The following is an 18,222-nucleotide window of genomic DNA, read 5'->3' on the forward strand; positions in this document are numbered from 1 at the left end:
GTAAAATTCACGTCATGAAACAGATTTCCCTTTTATTACTACTTATTGTTTTAAGTTTTAACCAAAGCTTTGCACAAGCAAAAAGCGAAGAAGAAGCCGTAAAAGCAACAATTAATTTATTATTTGATGGCATGAGAAATGCTGATACAACAATGTTAAGAAAGGCTTTTGCAGGAAAAAATACCATGGAAACCATCGCAAAAACAAAAGATGGAAAATTTGTTGTGCGTACGGAAAACCTAAACAATTTTATTAAAAGTGTTGGAACACCTCATACCGAGAAATACGATGAAAGGATAGTTTTTACAAAAATTTTAATAGATGCCAACCTAGCTAGCGTTTGGACTGATTACAAGTTCTATGTTGGTGATAAGTTTAGTCATTGTGGAGTGAATTCATTTCAGCTTTTTAAAGGGGAAGATGGTTGGAAAATTATCTACCTTATCGATACCAGAAGGAAAGATAATTGTAATTAAACTAGCTTCCTTATAAAATAAAGAAAGCCACAGATTCGTAGATTTCCTTCGACTACACTCAGGATGACACTCTTCGAATCTGTGGCTTAATTAATAACTCTGCTAGCAAAGCTGACACTCCTAAGGAGGAGAATTGGTTTTACTTTTTAGCTAAATCATCAGCTGCTGCTTTAAAATAAGCGGCTTGTTTTATTAAGTCATCTTTTACTGTTCCTGTTGCTGCACTTTCTGCTGCCTTTAACTTTGCCTGCTCTGAACCTGTAAATACTGTAGCGAATTGCTTGCCATAATATTGGGTCAATTTAGTTCTATCCATATTGGAAATGATAGCTTGCAAACCAGCTTGGGTAATTTTAGGATTTGTATTTTTAGCTAAATAAGTAGCATAACCACCAACTACTTGAGCAAGTTTATTAATGTCTGCATGGTTAATAATGTTTAAATAAAAATCGTTGTACTCATCATTGCCTAAAGCCGCGTAAACTTGTGCCAATTGAGATGGGATATGCGCTTTTGTATCTTCATCCAATCTAGCAACTACACCAGGTAGTGATGTTGGCTCAAGCATATTTATACTTTGAACCGCAGCGCCAATTACTTTATAAGAGCGATCTTTTAATGCCTCTTGTGCAATAGGAAGGTATGTTTTATCACCAGACATTGCTAATCTTGCCAATGCAACTGCTCTAACATTAGAAACTTTATCTTGCTTAGCCATATTTGCTAAAGTAGAACCAACCATCGCTTTTACTGCATCATCTTTTAAGTTAAATCCTTTTGCAGCAGCAGCTCTAATTGCATCATCTTGATCTTTTAAAGCGGTTAATAAAAACTGTTGACCACTTGCTTCTTTATTTTTTGAAACTGCAAATTCTACCGCTTTAATTCTGTTCGCAAAAGATGGGGCATTGTTATATTGATAAATAAAATTCTCTAAGGTTTTATTGTCCTTAACCTCTCCAACTAAAATTTTATCTGTATCAAAATCAATTAAATCTGGTTTTGCCGAAACTGGAAAACTAAAACTCTGCTCTCTATTATTGATTAAAATATCTTTCGCTATTTTTTGCCCACCTGCATGAATTGTTACTTTTAAAGGCAATGTAAAGGTCTGTACAGATGCATCTTGAATTTGTTTAACATCAATTGTTGCATTGCCATCTTTATAATCATATTTAACATCTAAAATTGGGTGACCGCCGGCATAATACCACTGGTTAAAATATTGCGACCAATCTTTACCAGTAACTTCTTCAAAAGCTAAGCGTAATTGTTGAGCTTCACCATTTTTAAAAGCATTGGCTGTTAAGTAACGATTTAGAGATTTAAAAAAGGCATCATCACCCATTTGGTTCTTAAGTGCATATAAAATTACCGCACCTTTTGGATAACTAATATTATCAAAAACATCTTCCTTATCATTGTAATTGAAGCGCACTAAAATTGGGCTTTGGCCTTTTTGAGTTGAGTTTAAATATGTATTCAACTTTTCATATCTAGTTCTATCACCTGCATCTTTATTTACATCATGTTGTTTCCATATAATTTCTGAGAAAGCTGCAAATGACTCGTTAACTGTAATGTTTGACCATGATTCTGCTGTTACGTAATCTCCAAACCATTGGTGAAATAATTCGTGTGCAATTGTGCTTTCGCCACTACCATCTAATAATTCTCTATCTGTTGCTTGTACGCTTTCGCCATGTAAAGTGGCAGTGGTATTTTCCATAGCTCCAGACACATAATCACGAACAACAATTTGTGAATATTTATTCCATGGATATTGCACCCCAGTAACTTGAGAGAAAAAATCTAGCATTTTTGGAGTTTTACCAAAGATAGCTTTCGCATAGGCTGCGTATTTTGGTTCCAAATAATAGCTTACTTCTTTCCCTTTCCATAATTCTTTTGTGATTTTAAAATCTCCAACAGCCATCATAAATAAATATGGTGAATGTGGTAGTTCCATTATCCAGGTATCAGTTCTAGTTCCATTTGCATTAGCCTTTTGAGAAGTTAGCTTACCATTAGATAATGTAGTGTACTTTGACAGTACAGTCATCGAAATTTCTGATGTTGTTTTTTGATTTGGTTTATCAATTGTTGGGAACCATGCAGAGGATGCTTCCGTTTCCCCTTGCGTCCAGATTTGTGTTGGTTTATTTTTTTCAGTTCCATCAGGATTTACAAAGTACAAGCCTTTTGCGTCTGTGATTGCTGCACTTCCTTTAATTACTAGTTCATTTGGTTTTGCTGTGTAAGCAATGTAAACAGTATATTTTTCATCCTTCACATACTTTTTATTCAGTTGTATGAACAATTTTTCATTGTCGTAGGTAAACTTTAAAGGTATATTTGCTTTTGCGCCAACCATTGCAACAGTTTTTATATCCATGCCTTTAGCATCAAGAGTTAAAGTATCTGTTGCATAGAAATGAGGTTTTAGTGTTACCCACTCTTTCCCATACAAATATCGCTTAGCGTAATCGAAACTTACATCGAGTTTAGTATGTACTAAATCATTTACTTTTTGAGCTGTGACCCTATAAGTAGGATTTACTTTTGCTTCTTGAGCATTAACTGTAGAAATACCTGCTAAGATTGTTAAGCTAAACAACCCAATTATTAATTTTTTCTTCATAGTTATATTTTTGTATTTGATACTATCTGGTAAAAAAAAGTTACACAGTGTTGTATAAAGCTACAAACTTATCTTGAATATATAAGTTTGGCTTTACTGCTTAATTTTTTGTTGTTTTGTAAAAATCGAATTGCACAATCTTATGAAAACAAATATCAATGCTGTATTAAAACAATTAGGAATTGAGGAGATTAACCCAGCTTATAGTACAGGAAGTAATTGGGGTAAAACTAATAGTGAAAAAGCCATAGAAAGTCAATCTCCAGTTGATGGAAAAAAGATTGCATCGGTTCAAGTTGCAGCAGAGAAAGACTATAATTTTGTGGTTGAAACTGCACAAAAAGCATTTTTAGAATGGCGCAAAGTTCCGGCCCCAAAACGTGGGGAAATGGTACGCCAATTTGGTGAAGCTCTGAGAATAAACAAGGAAGCCTTAGGCACCTTAGTTTCTTATGAAATGGGCAAAAGTTTGCAAGAAGGTTTCGGAGAAGTGCAGGAAATGATTGATATCTGCGATTTTGCAGTGGGTTTATCACGTCAGTTGTATGGACTAACTATGCATAGCGAAAGACCCAATCATAGAATGTATGAACAATGGCATCCGCTAGGAATTGTTGGTATTATCTCTGCATTTAATTTTCCAGTTGCTGTTTGGGCATGGAATACTGCTCTAGCATGGGTTTGTGGTAATGTTTGCATTTGGAAACCATCAGAAAAAACACCATTAACGGCAATCGCTTGCCAACATATTATAGAAAAAGTATTAATCGCTAATGAAGTTCCAGAAGGTGTATGTAATTTAATTATTGGCGATCGAATTGTTGGCGAATTAATGAGCAATGATGGTCGTGTTCCTTTAGTTTCGGCAACTGGTTCTACTAGGATGGGAAAAGCAGTTGGTGCAGCAGTTGGTGCTCGTTTAGGCAAAAGCCTATTGGAATTGGGAGGTAACAATGCTATTATCATTTCAAAAGATGCAGATCTAGACATGTCTATTATTGGTGCTGTATTTGGTGCTGTTGGTACTGCCGGACAACGTTGTACTACAACAAGAAGGTTAATTATCCATGAAAGTGTATACGATAATTTTGTGGCTAAGCTAGTTAAAGCTTATGGGCAATTGAGAATTGGTGATCCTTTAGATCAGCATAATCATGTTGGTCCATTAATTGACAAAGATGCTGTTGCAAGCTATTTAGATTCAATAGAAAAATGCAAAGCTGAAGGTGGAAAATTTATAGTTGAAGGTGGCGTTTTAAGTGGTGCAGATTATACGTCTGGCTGTTATGTAAAACCTTGTATTGCCGAAGTTAAAAACGATTACAAAATAGTTCAACATGAAACTTTTGCACCAATTTTATATTTAATCAAGTATACAGCATTAGATGAAGCAATTGCTTTACAAAATGGAGTTCCACAAGGATTATCTTCTGCAATTATGACTTTGAACTTAAGAGAAGCAGAACAGTTTTTATCTGCTCAAGGTTCTGATTGTGGTATTGCAAACGTTAATATTGGCACTTCTGGCGCTGAAATTGGTGGTGCTTTTGGTGGTGAAAAAGAAACAGGTGGGGGTAGAGAAAGTGGATCTGATGCTTGGAAAGCTTACATGCGTAGGCAAACAAATACAATCAATTATGCAAACACTTTGCCTTTAGCACAAGGTATTAAGTTTGATTTATAACCCCTAAATTTTTTGTCATTCTGAAACTTGTTAGGAATTTGTTTGAAGAGTTGACAAGTAGACGCTGCGCTCTGAATGACAAGTTTAAAAAAAAGAGTGCCGATTAAAATCGGCACTCTTTTTTAGATATATGATAGAGTTATAATTTTTGTTCTTTAAACTTACTTAGCTAACTCATCTGTTAATACTATACTTTCTAAAGTTGGTTTTTTAACTGTTGTTGCTTTTGCATAAACTGGTGAGATAGAATTTAAGCTTAAGCAATCTGCAGTAAACTGATCCATGTTTATTTTTGCTTGAGTGCCTAATGTTGCATAAAAATCTGTAGTAGAACCACCTAATTTTAAGCTTGCGCTGTCTTTTACTGAAGTTGTTAGGTTAACAGTGTTTGCATTAATGTCGGCTTTTGAATTACCATTTAAAATTACATCTAAGCTTAAGAAGTTCATTTTTCCTGATGTTTTTACACTTGAATTATCTCCTGCTTCAATTGTAGAAAGGTTACGCACATAAACTACAACAGTTAAAGTTTCTTTTTGGAAAGAGCTGATGCGTAAAACACCTTCTTGTTGTTGTACTAAAGCATTTTTTGAATAATAGCTGTCATACACTTTTACACTTTCTACCGGTGCTTGTACTAAGATAACTTCAACGTTGCCATTAACTACAACTTTGTTGGTGTTTTTTACTTGATTTAGAACAGTTACATTGTTTTGTTTTACATCTGTTGATGCGAATGCAGAACTTGTTAATACTACTAGTGTTAATGTTGCTGCGAATAAGTTTTTAATAGAAGTTTTCATAACTTTAATATTTTATGTGATTGTTAATCTGTTATTTATAATTGTTTTTTGTTTTGTTTTCCTGCTAGCTCCTTGCTGGTAGGTTTCGTTAATAAGACTACATTAAGGGCAAAAGGTTGCAGCGAATTCCCTCCTTTTAGACCATGAGTAGGTAACTCACGACGAACGGCTGTAATTTTTCGACGAACGGGGATGGGAAATTTGTTCATTGGTCATTAGTCCTGTGGATTAGTTAATCAAACCTTGCTATTCCGTACCCTATCTAATGAAGAAATGAGCCAATAAACAAATAAAATTTCAAATAATATGTTCTTTCAGTTTGATTAGAAATTGAAATAATGTAAGTTTAGAAATTTTTAGATGCTTATCTTTTCTTTCTTTTAGCCCTTAACCAATGTTACGCGTAGATAGTTCCAAACCATGTAAAATTGTATACTCCTTATGTAAGCATGAGTTTCTAGGCTATTTAATTGAACCGCATATTGTCCAACTTAATCCACAGGGCGATTTTTCTTTAACTTATCAACGTTTATTTACACATACTGCCAAAGAATTTACCAAACATTTAACCGATGTTGATTTTAAGCTCATCAAAATTTTAGATGAAACTGAACAAGATTACATCATCAAAAAGTACCATAAAAAAGCAATAAGACCGTTTGAATTCTTCAGCAAGTTTTATGATGAGAAATTTTATGACAATGTTCGCCCTAAAATTGAAAAGAAATTAGCCGAAGTTTTAGAAATACTTAAGGTAAAAGATGGTTTATATTTAATGGACAAAGATGGCTGGCCAGCAGAGCGAAAAATTGAACTAGCAACTGAGCCGGCAACTGTGCTTTTCCATTTTAGAAGAAGCGAAACTGAAACCAGGTATTTCCCAACTATAAAGTATCAAGGCTTACGCATCGATTTTATGTTTAAGGATGCCCAAGTAGTTTGCAATCAACCAGCTTGGATGTTATTAAACGATGTGCTTTATTTCTTTGAAGGTGATATTGAGGGTAAGAAATTTGTTCCGTTTTTAAATAAGCGATACATCGCAATCTCCAAAGCAACAGAAGAAACTTATTTCGAGAAATTTGTAGCACCGCTGATAGAAAAGCATCATGTTTACGCCGAAGGTTTCGAAATCAAAACAGAAAAACACGAAGCCACTCCTGTAATCAAAGTTATCTTTGTTGATGGTGGTGTTTCTCAAATTCAACTCTATTTTAAATATGGCAATTATGCTTTTGCAATGGGTAATGAGAATAAAGTTACTGTGCGCTTAAGTAAAGATGAGGACAATTACACATTTACTCGTATCAAAAGAAATAGTGACTGGGAAAAAGAGAAATTCGCCTTCTTACAAAGCCTAGGCTTGAAAAAAATCAGTGCACTTTTTCATCACTTAGAATTGCCAAACTTAGGTGAAAATGATAATCCATCTTATGCAATTATTACTTGGGTAAATGAGCACATTGAAACTTTGCAAGCACAGAGTTTTGAAATTGAACAAGCCAGCAGTAGCAAACGTTTTGTATTCGGTGCAAATAAAATCGATTTCGAAATTACAGCAGATAATGATTGGTTTGACATCAATGCAATTGTTTATTTTGGTATTCATCCAATTCCATTTATCGCCTTAAAACAGCATATCCTTCATAAAAAAAGAGAATTTATTTTACCTGATGGCGATATTGCTATTATTCCAGAAAAGTGGTTTACACAATACAGTAGCATATTCAGTTTAGCAGATGGAACTAAAAACCTAAAACTGAAAAAACACCACATCGGCTTAATAAATGATTTAGCCGACGATAGTTTAGCTAATGTAACCTTAGATAGGAAGTTACAAAGACTAAATGATTTTGAAGATATAGCTGATACAGCAATGCCTGTTAACTTTAAAGGAGATTTACGTCATTACCAGAAAGCAGGTTACAATTGGTTTAGTTTTTTACGTGAATATAATTTTGGTGGCTGCCTTGCAGATGATATGGGTTTGGGTAAAACCATCCAGACTTTGGCTATGTTGCAGAAGCTTAAAGAAGAAGATGAATTAAACGGAACGCACAGTACTTCGCTTATTATTATGCCAACTTCATTAATTTATAACTGGTTAAATGAAGCTAAAAAGTTTACACCCAAACTAAAAATTCACGCACATACCGGAACTTTCCGTAATAAAGACATCAGTCTTTTTGATAAATACGATTTGGTAATTACGACCTATGGGATAACCCGTGTAGATTCAGAAATTATTAGTAAATTCTACTTCAACTATATCATATTAGATGAAAGTCAGAATATAAAAAATCCATCTTCTAAATCTTTTAAGGCCGTTAGAATGCTCAAATCTAGGCACAAATTGGTATTGAGCGGTACGCCAGTAGAGAACTCTGTTGGCGATTTATGGACCCAACTAACTTTCTTAAATCCAGGTTTATTGGGCACACAATCCTTCTTTAATGAAGAATATGTACAAGCTATAGAGAAACGTAAAGACGAAGAAAAAGCTAAGAAATTACAGGCAATTATAAAACCTTTTGTACTGCGTAGAACGAAAGAGCAGGTTGCTGCAGAGTTACCACCTAAAACAGAGCAGATCTATTATTGCGATATGAGCGAAGATCAGGCTGCAGAATATGAAAAGACTAAATCAGCTTATAGAAATGATTTGTTAACTAGTATGGATAATGGTACTTATGCTAAAAAGCAAGTACAGTTATTACAGGGTTTAACAGCACTAAGGCAATTGGCCAATCACCCTGTGATGATTGACGAAAATTACACTTCAGATTCTGGAAAATTTAAAAACGTAATGCACACTTTGGATAACGTATTAAAAGGCGGTCATAAAGTTTTGATTTTCTCTCAATTTGTAAAACACCTTAGCATATTTAAAGCTTGTTTCGAAAAACAAGCCATTCCATTTGCTTATCTAGATGGTGGAACAAAAAATCGCGGGGAAATTGTAGCTGAATTTCAAGAAAATAAGGATTTAAAAGTATTTCTAATTTCAATTAAAGCCGGTGGAGTTGGTTTAAATTTAACGCAGGCAGACTACGTGTTTATTTTAGATCCTTGGTGGAACCCAGCAGTAGAACAACAAGCGATAGATAGAACGCACAGAATTGGACAAGATAAAAAGGTTTTTATTTACAAATTCATTTCAAAAGATACAGTTGAAGAGAAGATATTGGCTTTACAAAGACGTAAAAAATCTTTAGCAAATTCTTTGATTACAACTGAAGAAAGTTTCTTTAAATCGTTGAGCAAGGACGATATTAGAGAATTGTTAAACTAACCTCTAAATCCCCTAAAGGGGACTTTTAGTTATTATAAAACTATTAGATACGTTAAAACTAAAGCTCATTTTATTTTTGTTTGTTGCAATAAGCATTGATGCTTATGCGCAAAAATTAACAGAAAATGAAAAAACAGTTTTCGATGAAATTGTTTACAAAAGAAAAAAGGTTGGGGAATATGAGACATTGTCTAAGTGGGCAATACCTATTAGGTATAAAATCTATGGAGATACTTCTTCTTATCTTGTAAAAGAAGTTGATTCATTCTTTAATTTGATAAAGAAAATCACATCCTATGACATTAAAAAAACAGATAATGCGGATGAAGAGAATTTTACTATTGTTTTCGGAACAAAACCAGGCGATTTTAAAGAATATACCCTATCTAAAGCACCATTAGAAGCGGCAGCGTCCTATAGAAAAAGAGTTACTTCCAACTCAGAAATAAAACGGGCACATAGTTTAATTAATACTAAAAAATTTAGAGATAGAATAAATATTAAAAATGCTGTTAAGAAAAACATCATTAAAGGTTTGGGCTTTGAAAATGATTCGAAACTTGCACCAAATAGCATATTCAATACTAAAAGCGATAACTATAAAATTGAAGATTTTGATATCCATATTATCTCTGCTTTGTACTTGCAAGCTATTAAACCTGGGATGACTAGAGATGAAGTTGATAAAATTTTGAATCCTTAACCTAGAATAAATCCAAAGCACTATGGATAGCCCTTTAGGCATTAAAGTTTAAGCAATTACACGGCAAGTCCCCTTTAGGGGATTTAGGGGTTTAGGATCTCCAAATATCTCTCCCTACTTATCATCTCCGCACCCAAACTCATTAAATGATCATTTGGTAATTGGCAATCAACCATATCAAATCCCATATTCTTACTCAAATGAATTAAGGCAATTTTAGAAGCATTACTTACTAGGCTAAACATACTTTCACCACAAAAGACATTGTTAATTTTAATGCCGTATAAACCGCCAACCAATTGTTTATCCAGCCATACCTCCACACTATGAGCTAAGCCTTTTTGGTGCATTTTTACGTAAGCTTCCTGCATTTCATTAGTAATCCAAGTTCCGTCTTGTCCAACTCTTGGTGTTTTTGCGCAATGCTCAATAACTTTTTCAAATACCTGATTTTCTGTTACTTCAAAAACATTTTTCTGTAATATTTTCTGCATGCTTTTGCTGATTTTAATACCATCAGGAAAAATTACACATCTTTCGTGTGGGGAATACCAAAGAAGAGGATCACCCTCACTAAACCATGGAAAAATGCCGTTCTCGTAAGCTAAAAGTAATCTTTCTACACTTAAATCGCCACCAATAGCCAATAAGCCATCTGGCTCTGCCAAAGCAGTATTTGGAAAAATGAGTTCCTTTTCTAATAGCCTAAAAACCATGTACAATTATAGCAAACAAAACAATAGTTAAACCCATACGTTTTATAATTATCTAATTCACAAATCTTATTGCCATGGAAAAAAAAGACATTTTTAATTCCGTAAAGCATTTATACAGCCGTGCCGCGTTTGGAATTTCTTATCCAAATCTTAAAAATTTAAGCAAGAAAAACATCAGTAAAGTGGTAGATGGACTTTTTAAAAGTTCATTAAAAATCGATGATTTAAAAAGTGTTGATGAAAATGAGATCCGGCAACAAATGGCTTTGCAAGCTACTCTTGGTGCTAAAAAAGAACTAACACAAGAAGAAAAAGATCAAAGGCAAGAGATTACAAGGCTTCAAAATGAGCGAAGTAGAACTTTAAATATAGATTGGCTAATGCGTATGATTAATACATCAGCGCCACTAAGAGAAAAGGTTACCCTATTTTGGCATGGGCATTTTGCTTGCAGATCTAATAATCCAATGTTTGCCCAACAGCTTAACAATATTCAAAGACAACACTCGCTCGGCAGTTTTAGAACGCTATTGGTTGAGGTTTCTAAATCTCCGGCAATGCTACAATATTTAAACAACCAGCAAAATAGAAAAGGTAGGCCGAATGAGAATTTTGCTCGAGAACTAATGGAGCTTTTTACCTTAGGAATTGGTAATTATACGGAACAAGATATTAAAGAATCTGCTAGATCATTTACAGGTTGGACGTATGATAAAAATGGACAATTCCAATTAAGACCCGCCTTTCATGATGAAGGAAATAAAACCTTTTTTGGTAAAACAGGTAATTTTGATGGGGAATCTATTATCGATATGATTTTAGAAAACCCTAAAACTGCAACTTTTATTTCGAGAAAACTTTATACCTTTTTTGTACATGAAATACCAAATGAAGTTCATGTAAAAGAATTAGCAGATTATTTTTATGCTCAAAAATATGATATATCCGCTGTGCTGCGAAAGATGTTTACCTCAGATTGGTTTTATGCAGCAACAAATGTGGGTACAAAAATTAAATCCCCTGCCGAGTTTTTGGTAAATTTAAGCAGGGAATTTTTTGTTACTTACAACAAACCACAAGTGCTAATTCAATTGCAAAGTAGCTTAGGCCAATATCTATTTAACCCTCCAAATGTAGCTGGCTGGCCAGGGGGGAAAAGTTGGATTGACAGTTCTTCGTTAATGTTGCGAATGAAAATACCATCGATGGTTTTAAATGATGGACAGATTGATTTTAGTGGAAAGGCCGATCCGGAAGATGAAGCTGTAATTGCATTAAATAAGCCGGCAAACGCTAAACCTAAACCAAAATCTTATGTTGATGCGCAAAGCAATTGGACTAAATTTTTAACTGGCTTACCAAAAGACATTAAACCGTTAGAGCTAGCAAAATTTTTGTTACAGCCTACATTAAATCAAAAGATTATAGACATGGTAGCTAACAATCAAGGTTTAAAGAGCACTGCTATAGAAGTAACAAGTTTGCCAGAGTATCAACTTTGCTAGCTAGATAATAGTTTTCACCAAAATGAAATAAGATGAAAAGAAGAGATTTTTTAAGAAATTCTGCCCTTGGTGCTGCTGGAACTATTTTTGTTCCTGCATTTATGAAACCTTTCGAGGCTTTGGCATTAGATGAATTGAGTTTATATAAAAACCTAGTTGTAATACAGCTTTCTGGTGGTAATGATGGTTTAAACACAGTTGTGCCATTTGGAAACGACATTTATTATCAAAAAAGAAAAAACATAGCCATTAAACCTGAAGATGTGATGAAATTAAACGACATGCAGGGGTTAAATCCTAATTTATCTGCTTTACGCGAGATTTACGACCAAGGTTGGATGACCATTATTAATGATGTTGGTTACCCTAATCCAGATCGTTCTCATTTTCGTTCAATGGATATCTGGCAAACCGGAAGTGACAGCAATCAATTTCTTTCTACTGGATGGATAGGCCGATACTTAGATTCGAATTGTGAAACATGTAATTTTCCATATACTGCAATTGAGGTTGATGACAGTTTATCTTTAGCATTAAAAGGAGGTACAAAAAAAGGAATTGCACTAAAAGATCCTGCTACTTTATTCAGAAATACAAATGAGGCATTTTTTAAACAAATGGTTAACCAAAGCAAAGATCATTTAGATGAGAACAATTTAGGTTATTTGTACAAGACAATGATTGAAACTTCATCATCTGCAAACTACATTCAGCAAACTTCTAAAGTTTACGAAAGTAAAGCTACTTATCCAAATACAGGTTTTTCAAATCAACTGAAAACAGTTTCAAAATTTATTTCATCTGGTTTAAAAACTAAAGTCTATTATGTTTCATTAAGTGGTTTTGACACACATGTAAATCAAATCCAGCAACAAGGAAATTTATTAAAGCAGTATGCAGAAGGCATTTCAGCGTTTTTAAAAGACCTTAAGGCGCATAACAAACTTGAAGACACTCTAGTAATCACTTTCTCTGAATTTGGCCGTAGGGTTGAGCAAAATGCGAGTAATGGAACAGATCATGGAACTGCAAATAATATGTTTTTATTTGGTGGAAAACTAAATAAACAAGGCATTTATAATGAAGCACCAAATTTAGTCAATTTAGATAATGGCGATTTAAAATATCAAGTTGATTTTAGGGAGGTTTATGGAACTATATTAGATAAATGGTTAGATGTAAATAACCAAAAAATTTTAAATAAGCGTTTTCAAACTATGGACTTTATTTAAGGCTGAAGGTAGCGCATTAAGGAAAATTACATGATAGCTTTTACCACATAGGCACATAGAAAACCATAAGCTTTATTAGTGTTACTTTGTATACTATGTACCTATGTGGTTTAACTATACGTTTTGTTAAGCATTAAAAAACTCAATTTTATTTCTTCTTAAGGATGTAAATCTTTATTGCGTTATTTTCTTCAAACTTTTGGGTATAGGCCTGAAAAAGCTCGTAGCCATAACTTTTCAGTTTGTTAACGCAATCTATTAAAGAATTAAACTCTAAGTCTTTCCCATCATCATCTTTAATAACAGCATCTTTTCTAAAGTCTTCAACTTTCTGCCCATACTCTAGCTTAATAAATATTTTGTCACTTAGGTAACGCCTGAATTCGGAAACTTCAATGTATTCCGAACGAATTTCACTTAATCTAACTCCATTTACAGTTTGGGCCTTAACTTTAGACAAAGTAAGGCATACGGCAATAGCCGAAAAAACAATTAACTTTTTCATTCTTTTAGGTTTTTTGTGTGTAAAGCAAATTACAATTTTTACCTAATTCATTAAAATTTTAAAGCTAATTTTTCATGTAACAATTGAGCAAACAAAAACTCTTAAAATAAAAAGGATATGAGTTTTATAGGTAACGTAATCTGGGTTATTTTTGGTGGGATATTTATTTTCTTCCAATATATTTTTGGTGGATTGGTTTTGTGCTTAACCATTGTAGGCATTCCCTTTGGTATTCAATGCTTTAAATTTGCTATAGTAGGTTTAGCTCCCTTCGGTGTTAAAATAACTGATACTTCTTCAAATGTTGGGTGCCTATCAACCATTATGAATATCATTTGGTTGATTTTCGGAGGAATTTGGATTGTATTAACTCATCTTGTTTTTGGTTTATTATTTTGCCTAACCATTGTAGGTATCCCTTTTGGCTTACAACATTTTAAACTGATGAATTTGGCTTTTTCTCCTTTTGGTAAGTCAATTAGTTAACCATCCAAATTTAGAATTACTCAGCTTTAGTAAAGATCATTAAAACTTGATCATCTTTTAACAATTGTAGCTTTTCACCAACAAGTTTTGCTCCATTTACGGCTTCTAAATCCGTGGTGTATTTATTTTCTGCATCTCCAACTTGTTCACAGTACATTTTAGTTCCAAAAATTTGGCTAAATTTAATACCCCCATTTTCAAAAGTTGTATTTCCACCATAGCCGTTGCAAAATGAATTACCACCAATTTTCCCTTCAGCATCAAAGTTTAAAGTTGCTTTTACTGTTGTTGGCAAAGCTTTTCCGGGCCACTCTGTTAAAATCCATTTCGTATTTGCAACTGTAGCCACACCTATTTTTTGTGAGCATGCCTGTATAACTACAATAAGGAAAACTCCTAAAACTAATTTTTTCATAATATTAAATTTAAATAATCAATCCGATTTTTTTTGAATGAGCAATTGCTTCGCTGCTATGCGTAAATAAACAGGTTGCAATTTGCTTTTGTTCTATTTTGTTTAATAATTCTTCCGTATGTTCTTTTCTTGATAGCCTTACATTTCTAATGTAAACCGCAACAATATTAGCTGGATGCTTTTCTGCTATGGCGTGATAAATAGAAGGATCTTGTTGTGAGTTATCGCCAAAAAAGATAAATTTTTGATTTGGAAATGCATCGATAATTCTCATTACCCTTAATAATTTTCCTTCATGCCCAGTTTTACCTGTTTTAAATAAACTTTTCCACCGTTTAAGCTGGTTTAATAAAAAAGTTCCCTCTGGTAATTCTTTAAATCTGAAAGTTTCTACTAAATAATCGTATAAATTCCACTCACTACTAGAAACATAGAAAAATGGATTTGGCTGATCACTTTTGGTATGTGCATTTGCCAGTAATTGATAGTGGTTTTTTACAGAAGGAAAGGTTTTTCTAGTTCTAGGATTTTTAATGAAAAGCTGCCGGAACCTTTTGTAAACTTTGGCTGAATGAGAAATCATTACAGTATCATCAATATCAGAAATAAAAGCGAACTGGGTTTTATGAGGCACATAAATTTTCCCCTCTCCAGTTACAATGGCTTCATTTTGTTCATTTAATGCTTCTACCTTCACATCGTGCCATCCTGCACTTACCTCACTTTCTGCTTTCCATTCAAACTTAAAGAAACCATCATATTCAGTTTGCTGATAAATAGTCTGATTGTAAAACAATAACCTAACCTTTGCGAACGGGGCTGGTTTAACCACAAAAAGCTTAAAAAGGTGAACTATGTTTACGAATAGATTAGTGCTAAAATTTTGGGTAGTTTTTGCCTTAAATCTAAAAACATGCCCATAAACAACCAAATTGTGCGTATGCCCATAGCCATGATATACTTTTACACTTGTTGCATTACTCATGATATATTTAAAACAGAGTTACCCCTCAGTTGTTTGTAAGATAGAACAAATAACTGTCTGTGAAATTAAAAATACAAAAACTGCTCTTCATTGTAAATCCAAATTCGGGAAGTAAGGATGTTGATTATAAGAAAGAAATCGAATCATTTTTTAAATCAAAAGATGAACAACTAGAGATTTACCAATTGTCTGAAAACTGTTCCCTTACTAAAATTAAATCAATAATAGAAAAATCTGGAGCGGATAGAGTAATTGCTGTTGGTGGAGATGGAACGTTAAAATTAGTTGCAGAATGCTTACTAGAAACTAACATACCTATAGGAATTATCCCAGCTGGTTCTGCAAACGGGATGGCTAAAGAATTAGGTATTCCACAAGAATTAAATAAGGCTTTAGAATTGACAATTACTGGTAAACTAAAGCAAATCCATACGGTATTAATTAATGATGAATTATGTATTCATTTGGCTGATATCGGCTTTAATGCTTATCTCGTTAAAAAGTTTGACGAACTATCTACAAGAGGAATGGTAACTTATGCCAAAGCAGCTTGGCATGCATTCTGGTACCATCGAAAAATGGATGTGGAGTTTAAAATCGGTAATAAGACAATTAAAGAAAAGGCTGCGATGGTTGCGATTGCGAATGCCAAACAATATGGAACAGGTTTTGAAATAAATCCCGATGGGAAACTAGATGATGAATTGTTTGAAGTGATTATTGTCAAAGAATATGCAGTGATGGAAATCATTAAAATATGGATTAGCAAATTACCTTGGAACCCAAAAAAGATTGAAAGATTTCAGTCTTCGAACTTAAAAATAACAACTAAACATAAAGCACATTTTCAAGTTGATGGAGAATATCAAGGAAAAGTGAGTACTGTTGAAGCTAAAATTATGCCGCAGGCAATAACCGTAATCGTATAATAGTCATGCTAAATTTAATTCAGCATCTTTCTAGTTATTCCTTATAAAAATCTTTAATAAATTCAGGCTGACGTTTTTTTGAGATAGTTAGATTAACTCTAATTGTTAGGTATAACCTTATAAATTCTGCTACTATACACACTTTTAGTAAAATATCAAACCAATTATCTTCATAATGATTAAAGGCTTCTGGCAGCAAAGTGATAAACCCTAAGGTAAAAACCCACAAATAAAGTCTAAATGGGAATTGGATGTAATAAAGAATAAATCCAATTTTTTTCGAAAGCCATAAACCAATTGCCCCAATTAGTAGCAATAAAAACATAGGGAACATTAACACTGCTTCTAGCTTTTCAGATTGTTTAACTATTTCGCTAAAATGGTGAGAAATTTGCCATAATTGCATGCCCATAAAAACTAAAGAAATTAAATCTAAAATGGCAAAAGAGCGTAGCATTAAGCGCATATTATTTACAGTATTTGGTAAGCCAATCATTGGCTTTATCAGAGCCCATATATTTTACAAATATAAAATCTTCGCAGGCACCTTGTCTATCACCCTGTTTTATTTTTTTTAAGCCATTATTTACCATTTCATCTAAATATTCATCATCAATTCCGAGTTGGCTTTTAATCTGGGCTATTTTAGCTTCATCTTCAGGTTTAAAGTTTCCTTTTTCTTTATTCTGGTAAAAATTAGTAATTACTTTAGTTAATTCCTCATTATCTTTATATGCTTTAATAGCCAAAGCAATATCGCCTTTGCTTTTCCTATCACAATCATAACCACTTAAAGAAAAATTTATAGGAACAACCAATAGGGTTGTAGTATCATGGTCATTTGGAACGGTCCATTTTTTACTGCTCATTCTAATTAGACGTAAAGCCTCATCATCTAAATCAGTTCCTACACCAGAAGTAATGGTAGAGTAATAGATTTCTCCTCTATCATTTAATTTAAAGCCAATATTTACAATACCTTGTATGCAATTATGTAAGGAATAGGCTGGATAAATGGTATTATTTTTTACAAACGTCATTAGCCCTCCTTTCAGTTCTGGCTGTTGTGCCCTAGCCGATAAAGAAATTAAGATTAGAAGTGCCGTTGCTAATTTGTACATTATTAAATTTACGCATTTTATGACAAAGCCGATGTAAAGGTGTGTTTTAAAATTAATGCTGGATCAGGGCAGTTCTCTAAATAACGATTTCTTTTGGAAAATTGACATACACCTGGATAATCGCCTTTCATTCCTTCTACATCAAACATCAATTGAAAATGGAGATGCGGAGGCCAATAACCATTTTCTTCTTTAACGCCAAAGCTTGCAAATTGTTTTCCAGCGGGGATGATTTGTCCTTCTGCTAACCCTGCTAAAGAAGCTAAACTTAAATGTCCGTAAAGTGCGTATAGAGTTAAATCATCAAATTGATATTGCAAAATAATTGTTGCACCATAATCTCCAAAATTATCATTGAATTTAAAGCTGTGCACTGTAGCTTCATAAAAATTATAAATAAGCGTTTCCGCAGGACCCCAAATATCTATTCCTAAATGTAATCTTCTAGGTTCTTCTACCGTATCAAAATGTTCACTTCTGCTGTAAATTGTTCGGTGTTCATTATAGCCCCCAATGCCATATTTAGAGCTGTTAACTGTCAATTTTTTATTTACCCAATGGGAGAAAATTTCAGTGTCTGCTAAAACTTCAGTAGTTAATTCTGTATTATTTGAAGTAAAGTCTAAAGGTAATAACTTGTCAGTTGAAGGATTGAAGTCAACAACTTTACTTATGACGTTATTTACTAAGAAATTTTGAAGTTTTTGGAGTGAGTTCATCTCGAAATAT

Annotated in this window: 17 protein-coding genes; 8 read left to right on the forward strand and 9 right to left on the reverse strand. The window is 33.4% G+C overall.

The genetic code is table 11. From position 1 onward, the window contains the following. The first annotated feature begins 14 nt into the window (after positions 1-14). Entirely contained in the window at positions 15-476 is a 462-nt protein-coding gene (locus tag FA048_RS02205; protein ID WP_136838507.1) for a nuclear transport factor 2 family protein, read from the forward strand. Between the two features lie 139 nt (positions 477-615). On the opposite strand, the gene FA048_RS02210 is transcribed toward FA048_RS02205, so the two are convergent. After that, positions 616-3,117, reverse strand: coding sequence for a M1 family metallopeptidase (locus tag FA048_RS02210; protein ID WP_136838508.1), 2,502 nt, complete (start codon positions 3,115-3,117; stop codon positions 616-618). A gap of 142 nt (positions 3,118-3,259) precedes the next feature. Here FA048_RS02210 and amaB point away from each other — a divergent pair, with 142 nt between their 5' ends. Further along, positions 3,260-4,801 carry an L-piperidine-6-carboxylate dehydrogenase gene (amaB, locus tag FA048_RS02215; protein ID WP_136838510.1) on the forward strand — a complete coding sequence of 514 codons (1,542 nt, stop codon included), beginning with the start codon at positions 3,260-3,262 and terminating at the stop codon, positions 4,799-4,801. A gap of 161 nt (positions 4,802-4,962) precedes the next feature. Here amaB and FA048_RS02220 read toward each other — a convergent pair whose 3' ends face one another. Then, positions 4,963-5,604 (reverse strand): GIN domain-containing protein, encoded by a 642-nt coding sequence (locus FA048_RS02220; protein ID WP_136838512.1) that lies wholly within the window; start codon positions 5,602-5,604, stop codon positions 4,963-4,965. Positions 5,605-5,998: 394 nt separating this feature from the next. Between FA048_RS02220 and FA048_RS02225 the strand changes: the two genes are divergently transcribed. Together FA048_RS02225 and FA048_RS02230 are read left to right on the forward strand one after the other, a co-directional pair. Next, on the forward strand, positions 5,999-8,896 hold the full coding sequence (locus tag FA048_RS02225) for a DEAD/DEAH box helicase (RefSeq protein ID WP_136838514.1): 2,898 nt from the start codon (positions 5,999-6,001) through the stop codon (positions 8,894-8,896). A 76-nt stretch (positions 8,897-8,972) separates the two neighbouring features. Beyond that, positions 8,973-9,599 carry a DUF2927 domain-containing protein gene (locus FA048_RS02230; protein WP_169306797.1) on the forward strand — a complete coding sequence of 209 codons (627 nt, stop codon included), beginning with the start codon at positions 8,973-8,975 and terminating at the stop codon, positions 9,597-9,599. Positions 9,600-9,682: 83 nt separating this feature from the next. On the opposite strand, the gene aat is transcribed toward FA048_RS02230, so the two are convergent. Then, entirely contained in the window at positions 9,683-10,315 is a 633-nt protein-coding gene (gene aat / locus FA048_RS02235; RefSeq protein WP_136838518.1) for a leucyl/phenylalanyl-tRNA--protein transferase, read from the reverse strand. A 74-nt stretch (positions 10,316-10,389) separates the two neighbouring features. On the opposite strand from aat, the gene FA048_RS02240 reads away from it, so the two are divergent. Both FA048_RS02240 and FA048_RS02245 read left to right on the forward strand, forming a co-directional pair. After that, a complete protein-coding gene (locus FA048_RS02240) occupies positions 10,390-11,820 on the forward strand; it encodes a DUF1800 domain-containing protein (protein WP_225872456.1) in 1,431 nt (476 codons plus the stop codon). Between the two features lie 32 nt (positions 11,821-11,852). Continuing rightward, positions 11,853-13,052, forward strand: coding sequence for a DUF1501 domain-containing protein (locus FA048_RS02245; RefSeq protein WP_136838522.1), 1,200 nt, complete (start codon positions 11,853-11,855; stop codon positions 13,050-13,052). Between the two features lie 148 nt (positions 13,053-13,200). Here the strand turns inward: FA048_RS02245 and FA048_RS02250 are convergent, their stop codons facing one another. Then, complete coding sequence (locus tag FA048_RS02250; RefSeq protein WP_136838524.1) at positions 13,201-13,557, reverse strand: hypothetical protein; 357 nt, start codon at positions 13,555-13,557, stop codon at positions 13,201-13,203. Positions 13,558-13,674: 117 nt separating this feature from the next. Here FA048_RS02250 and FA048_RS02255 point away from each other — a divergent pair, with 117 nt between their 5' ends. Continuing rightward, the gene (locus FA048_RS02255; protein WP_136838526.1) at positions 13,675-14,043 is read left to right on the forward strand and encodes a YccF domain-containing protein; all 369 of its coding nucleotides are present in this window, start codon (positions 13,675-13,677) and stop codon (positions 14,041-14,043) included. A gap of 16 nt (positions 14,044-14,059) precedes the next feature. Here the strand turns inward: FA048_RS02255 and FA048_RS02260 are convergent, their stop codons facing one another. Both FA048_RS02260 and FA048_RS02265 read right to left on the reverse strand, forming a co-directional pair. Beyond that, positions 14,060-14,458: an META domain-containing protein gene (locus tag FA048_RS02260; RefSeq protein ID WP_136838528.1), complete on the reverse strand. Its 399-nt coding sequence runs from the start codon at positions 14,456-14,458 to the stop codon at positions 14,060-14,062. A gap of 10 nt (positions 14,459-14,468) precedes the next feature. Further along, positions 14,469-15,443: an App1 family protein gene (locus FA048_RS02265; protein ID WP_136838530.1), complete on the reverse strand. Its 975-nt coding sequence runs from the start codon at positions 15,441-15,443 to the stop codon at positions 14,469-14,471. 59 nt (positions 15,444-15,502) lie between these two features. On the opposite strand from FA048_RS02265, the gene FA048_RS02270 reads away from it, so the two are divergent. Further along, positions 15,503-16,372 (forward strand): diacylglycerol/lipid kinase family protein, encoded by an 870-nt coding sequence (locus FA048_RS02270; RefSeq protein WP_225872457.1) that lies wholly within the window; start codon positions 15,503-15,505, stop codon positions 16,370-16,372. A 34-nt stretch (positions 16,373-16,406) separates the two neighbouring features. Here the strand turns inward: FA048_RS02270 and FA048_RS02275 are convergent, their stop codons facing one another. From FA048_RS02275 to FA048_RS02285, 3 genes are read right to left on the reverse strand one after another with little or no spacing between them, the layout of a single operon-like run. Further along, on the reverse strand, positions 16,407-16,868 hold the full coding sequence (locus tag FA048_RS02275; RefSeq protein WP_136838533.1) for a hypothetical protein: 462 nt from the start codon (positions 16,866-16,868) through the stop codon (positions 16,407-16,409). Further along, positions 16,840-17,493: an energy transducer TonB gene (locus tag FA048_RS02280; RefSeq protein WP_136838535.1), complete on the reverse strand. Its 654-nt coding sequence runs from the start codon at positions 17,491-17,493 to the stop codon at positions 16,840-16,842. Before FA048_RS02280 ends, FA048_RS02275 begins: the two co-directional genes overlap by 29 nt. A 17-nt stretch (positions 17,494-17,510) precedes the next feature. Beyond that, complete coding sequence (locus FA048_RS02285) at positions 17,511-18,212, reverse strand: peptidoglycan DD-metalloendopeptidase family protein (protein WP_136838537.1); 702 nt, start codon at positions 18,210-18,212, stop codon at positions 17,511-17,513. Positions 18,213-18,222: the final 10 nt, after the last annotated feature.

Origin of the sequence: Pedobacter polaris (assembly GCF_005116505.1) — a bacterium.
GTDB classification, from domain to species: domain Bacteria; phylum Bacteroidota; class Bacteroidia; order Sphingobacteriales; family Sphingobacteriaceae; genus Pedobacter; species Pedobacter polaris.

Excerpts from the sequence above, each read along its gene's own strand:
- FA048_RS02205 (WP_136838507.1), top strand. The coding sequence starts at position 15 with ATGAAACAGATTTCCCTTTTATTACTACTTATTGTTTTAAGTTTTAAC.
- FA048_RS02210 (WP_136838508.1), bottom strand. The coding sequence starts at position 3,117 with ATGAAGAAAAAATTAATAATTGGGTTGTTTAGCTTAACAATCTTAGCA.
- amaB (WP_136838510.1), top strand. The coding sequence starts at position 3,260 with ATGAAAACAAATATCAATGCTGTATTAAAACAATTAGGAATTGAGGAG.
- FA048_RS02220 (WP_136838512.1), bottom strand. The coding sequence starts at position 5,604 with ATGAAAACTTCTATTAAAAACTTATTCGCAGCAACATTAACACTAGTA.
- FA048_RS02225 (WP_136838514.1), top strand. The coding sequence starts at position 5,999 with ATGTTACGCGTAGATAGTTCCAAACCATGTAAAATTGTATACTCCTTA.
- aat (WP_136838518.1), bottom strand. The coding sequence starts at position 10,315 with ATGGTTTTTAGGCTATTAGAAAAGGAACTCATTTTTCCAAATACTGCT.
- FA048_RS02240 (WP_225872456.1), top strand. The coding sequence starts at position 10,390 with ATGGAAAAAAAAGACATTTTTAATTCCGTAAAGCATTTATACAGCCGT.
- FA048_RS02245 (WP_136838522.1), top strand. The coding sequence starts at position 11,853 with ATGAAAAGAAGAGATTTTTTAAGAAATTCTGCCCTTGGTGCTGCTGGA.
- FA048_RS02250 (WP_136838524.1), bottom strand. The coding sequence starts at position 13,557 with ATGAAAAAGTTAATTGTTTTTTCGGCTATTGCCGTATGCCTTACTTTG.
- FA048_RS02255 (WP_136838526.1), top strand. The coding sequence starts at position 13,675 with ATGAGTTTTATAGGTAACGTAATCTGGGTTATTTTTGGTGGGATATTT.
- FA048_RS02260 (WP_136838528.1), bottom strand. The coding sequence starts at position 14,458 with ATGAAAAAATTAGTTTTAGGAGTTTTCCTTATTGTAGTTATACAGGCA.
- FA048_RS02265 (WP_136838530.1), bottom strand. The coding sequence starts at position 15,443 with ATGAGTAATGCAACAAGTGTAAAAGTATATCATGGCTATGGGCATACG.
- FA048_RS02275 (WP_136838533.1), bottom strand. The coding sequence starts at position 16,868 with ATGATTGGCTTACCAAATACTGTAAATAATATGCGCTTAATGCTACGC.
- FA048_RS02280 (WP_136838535.1), bottom strand. The coding sequence starts at position 17,493 with ATGTACAAATTAGCAACGGCACTTCTAATCTTAATTTCTTTATCGGCT.
- FA048_RS02285 (WP_136838537.1), bottom strand. The coding sequence starts at position 18,212 with ATGAACTCACTCCAAAAACTTCAAAATTTCTTAGTAAATAACGTCATA.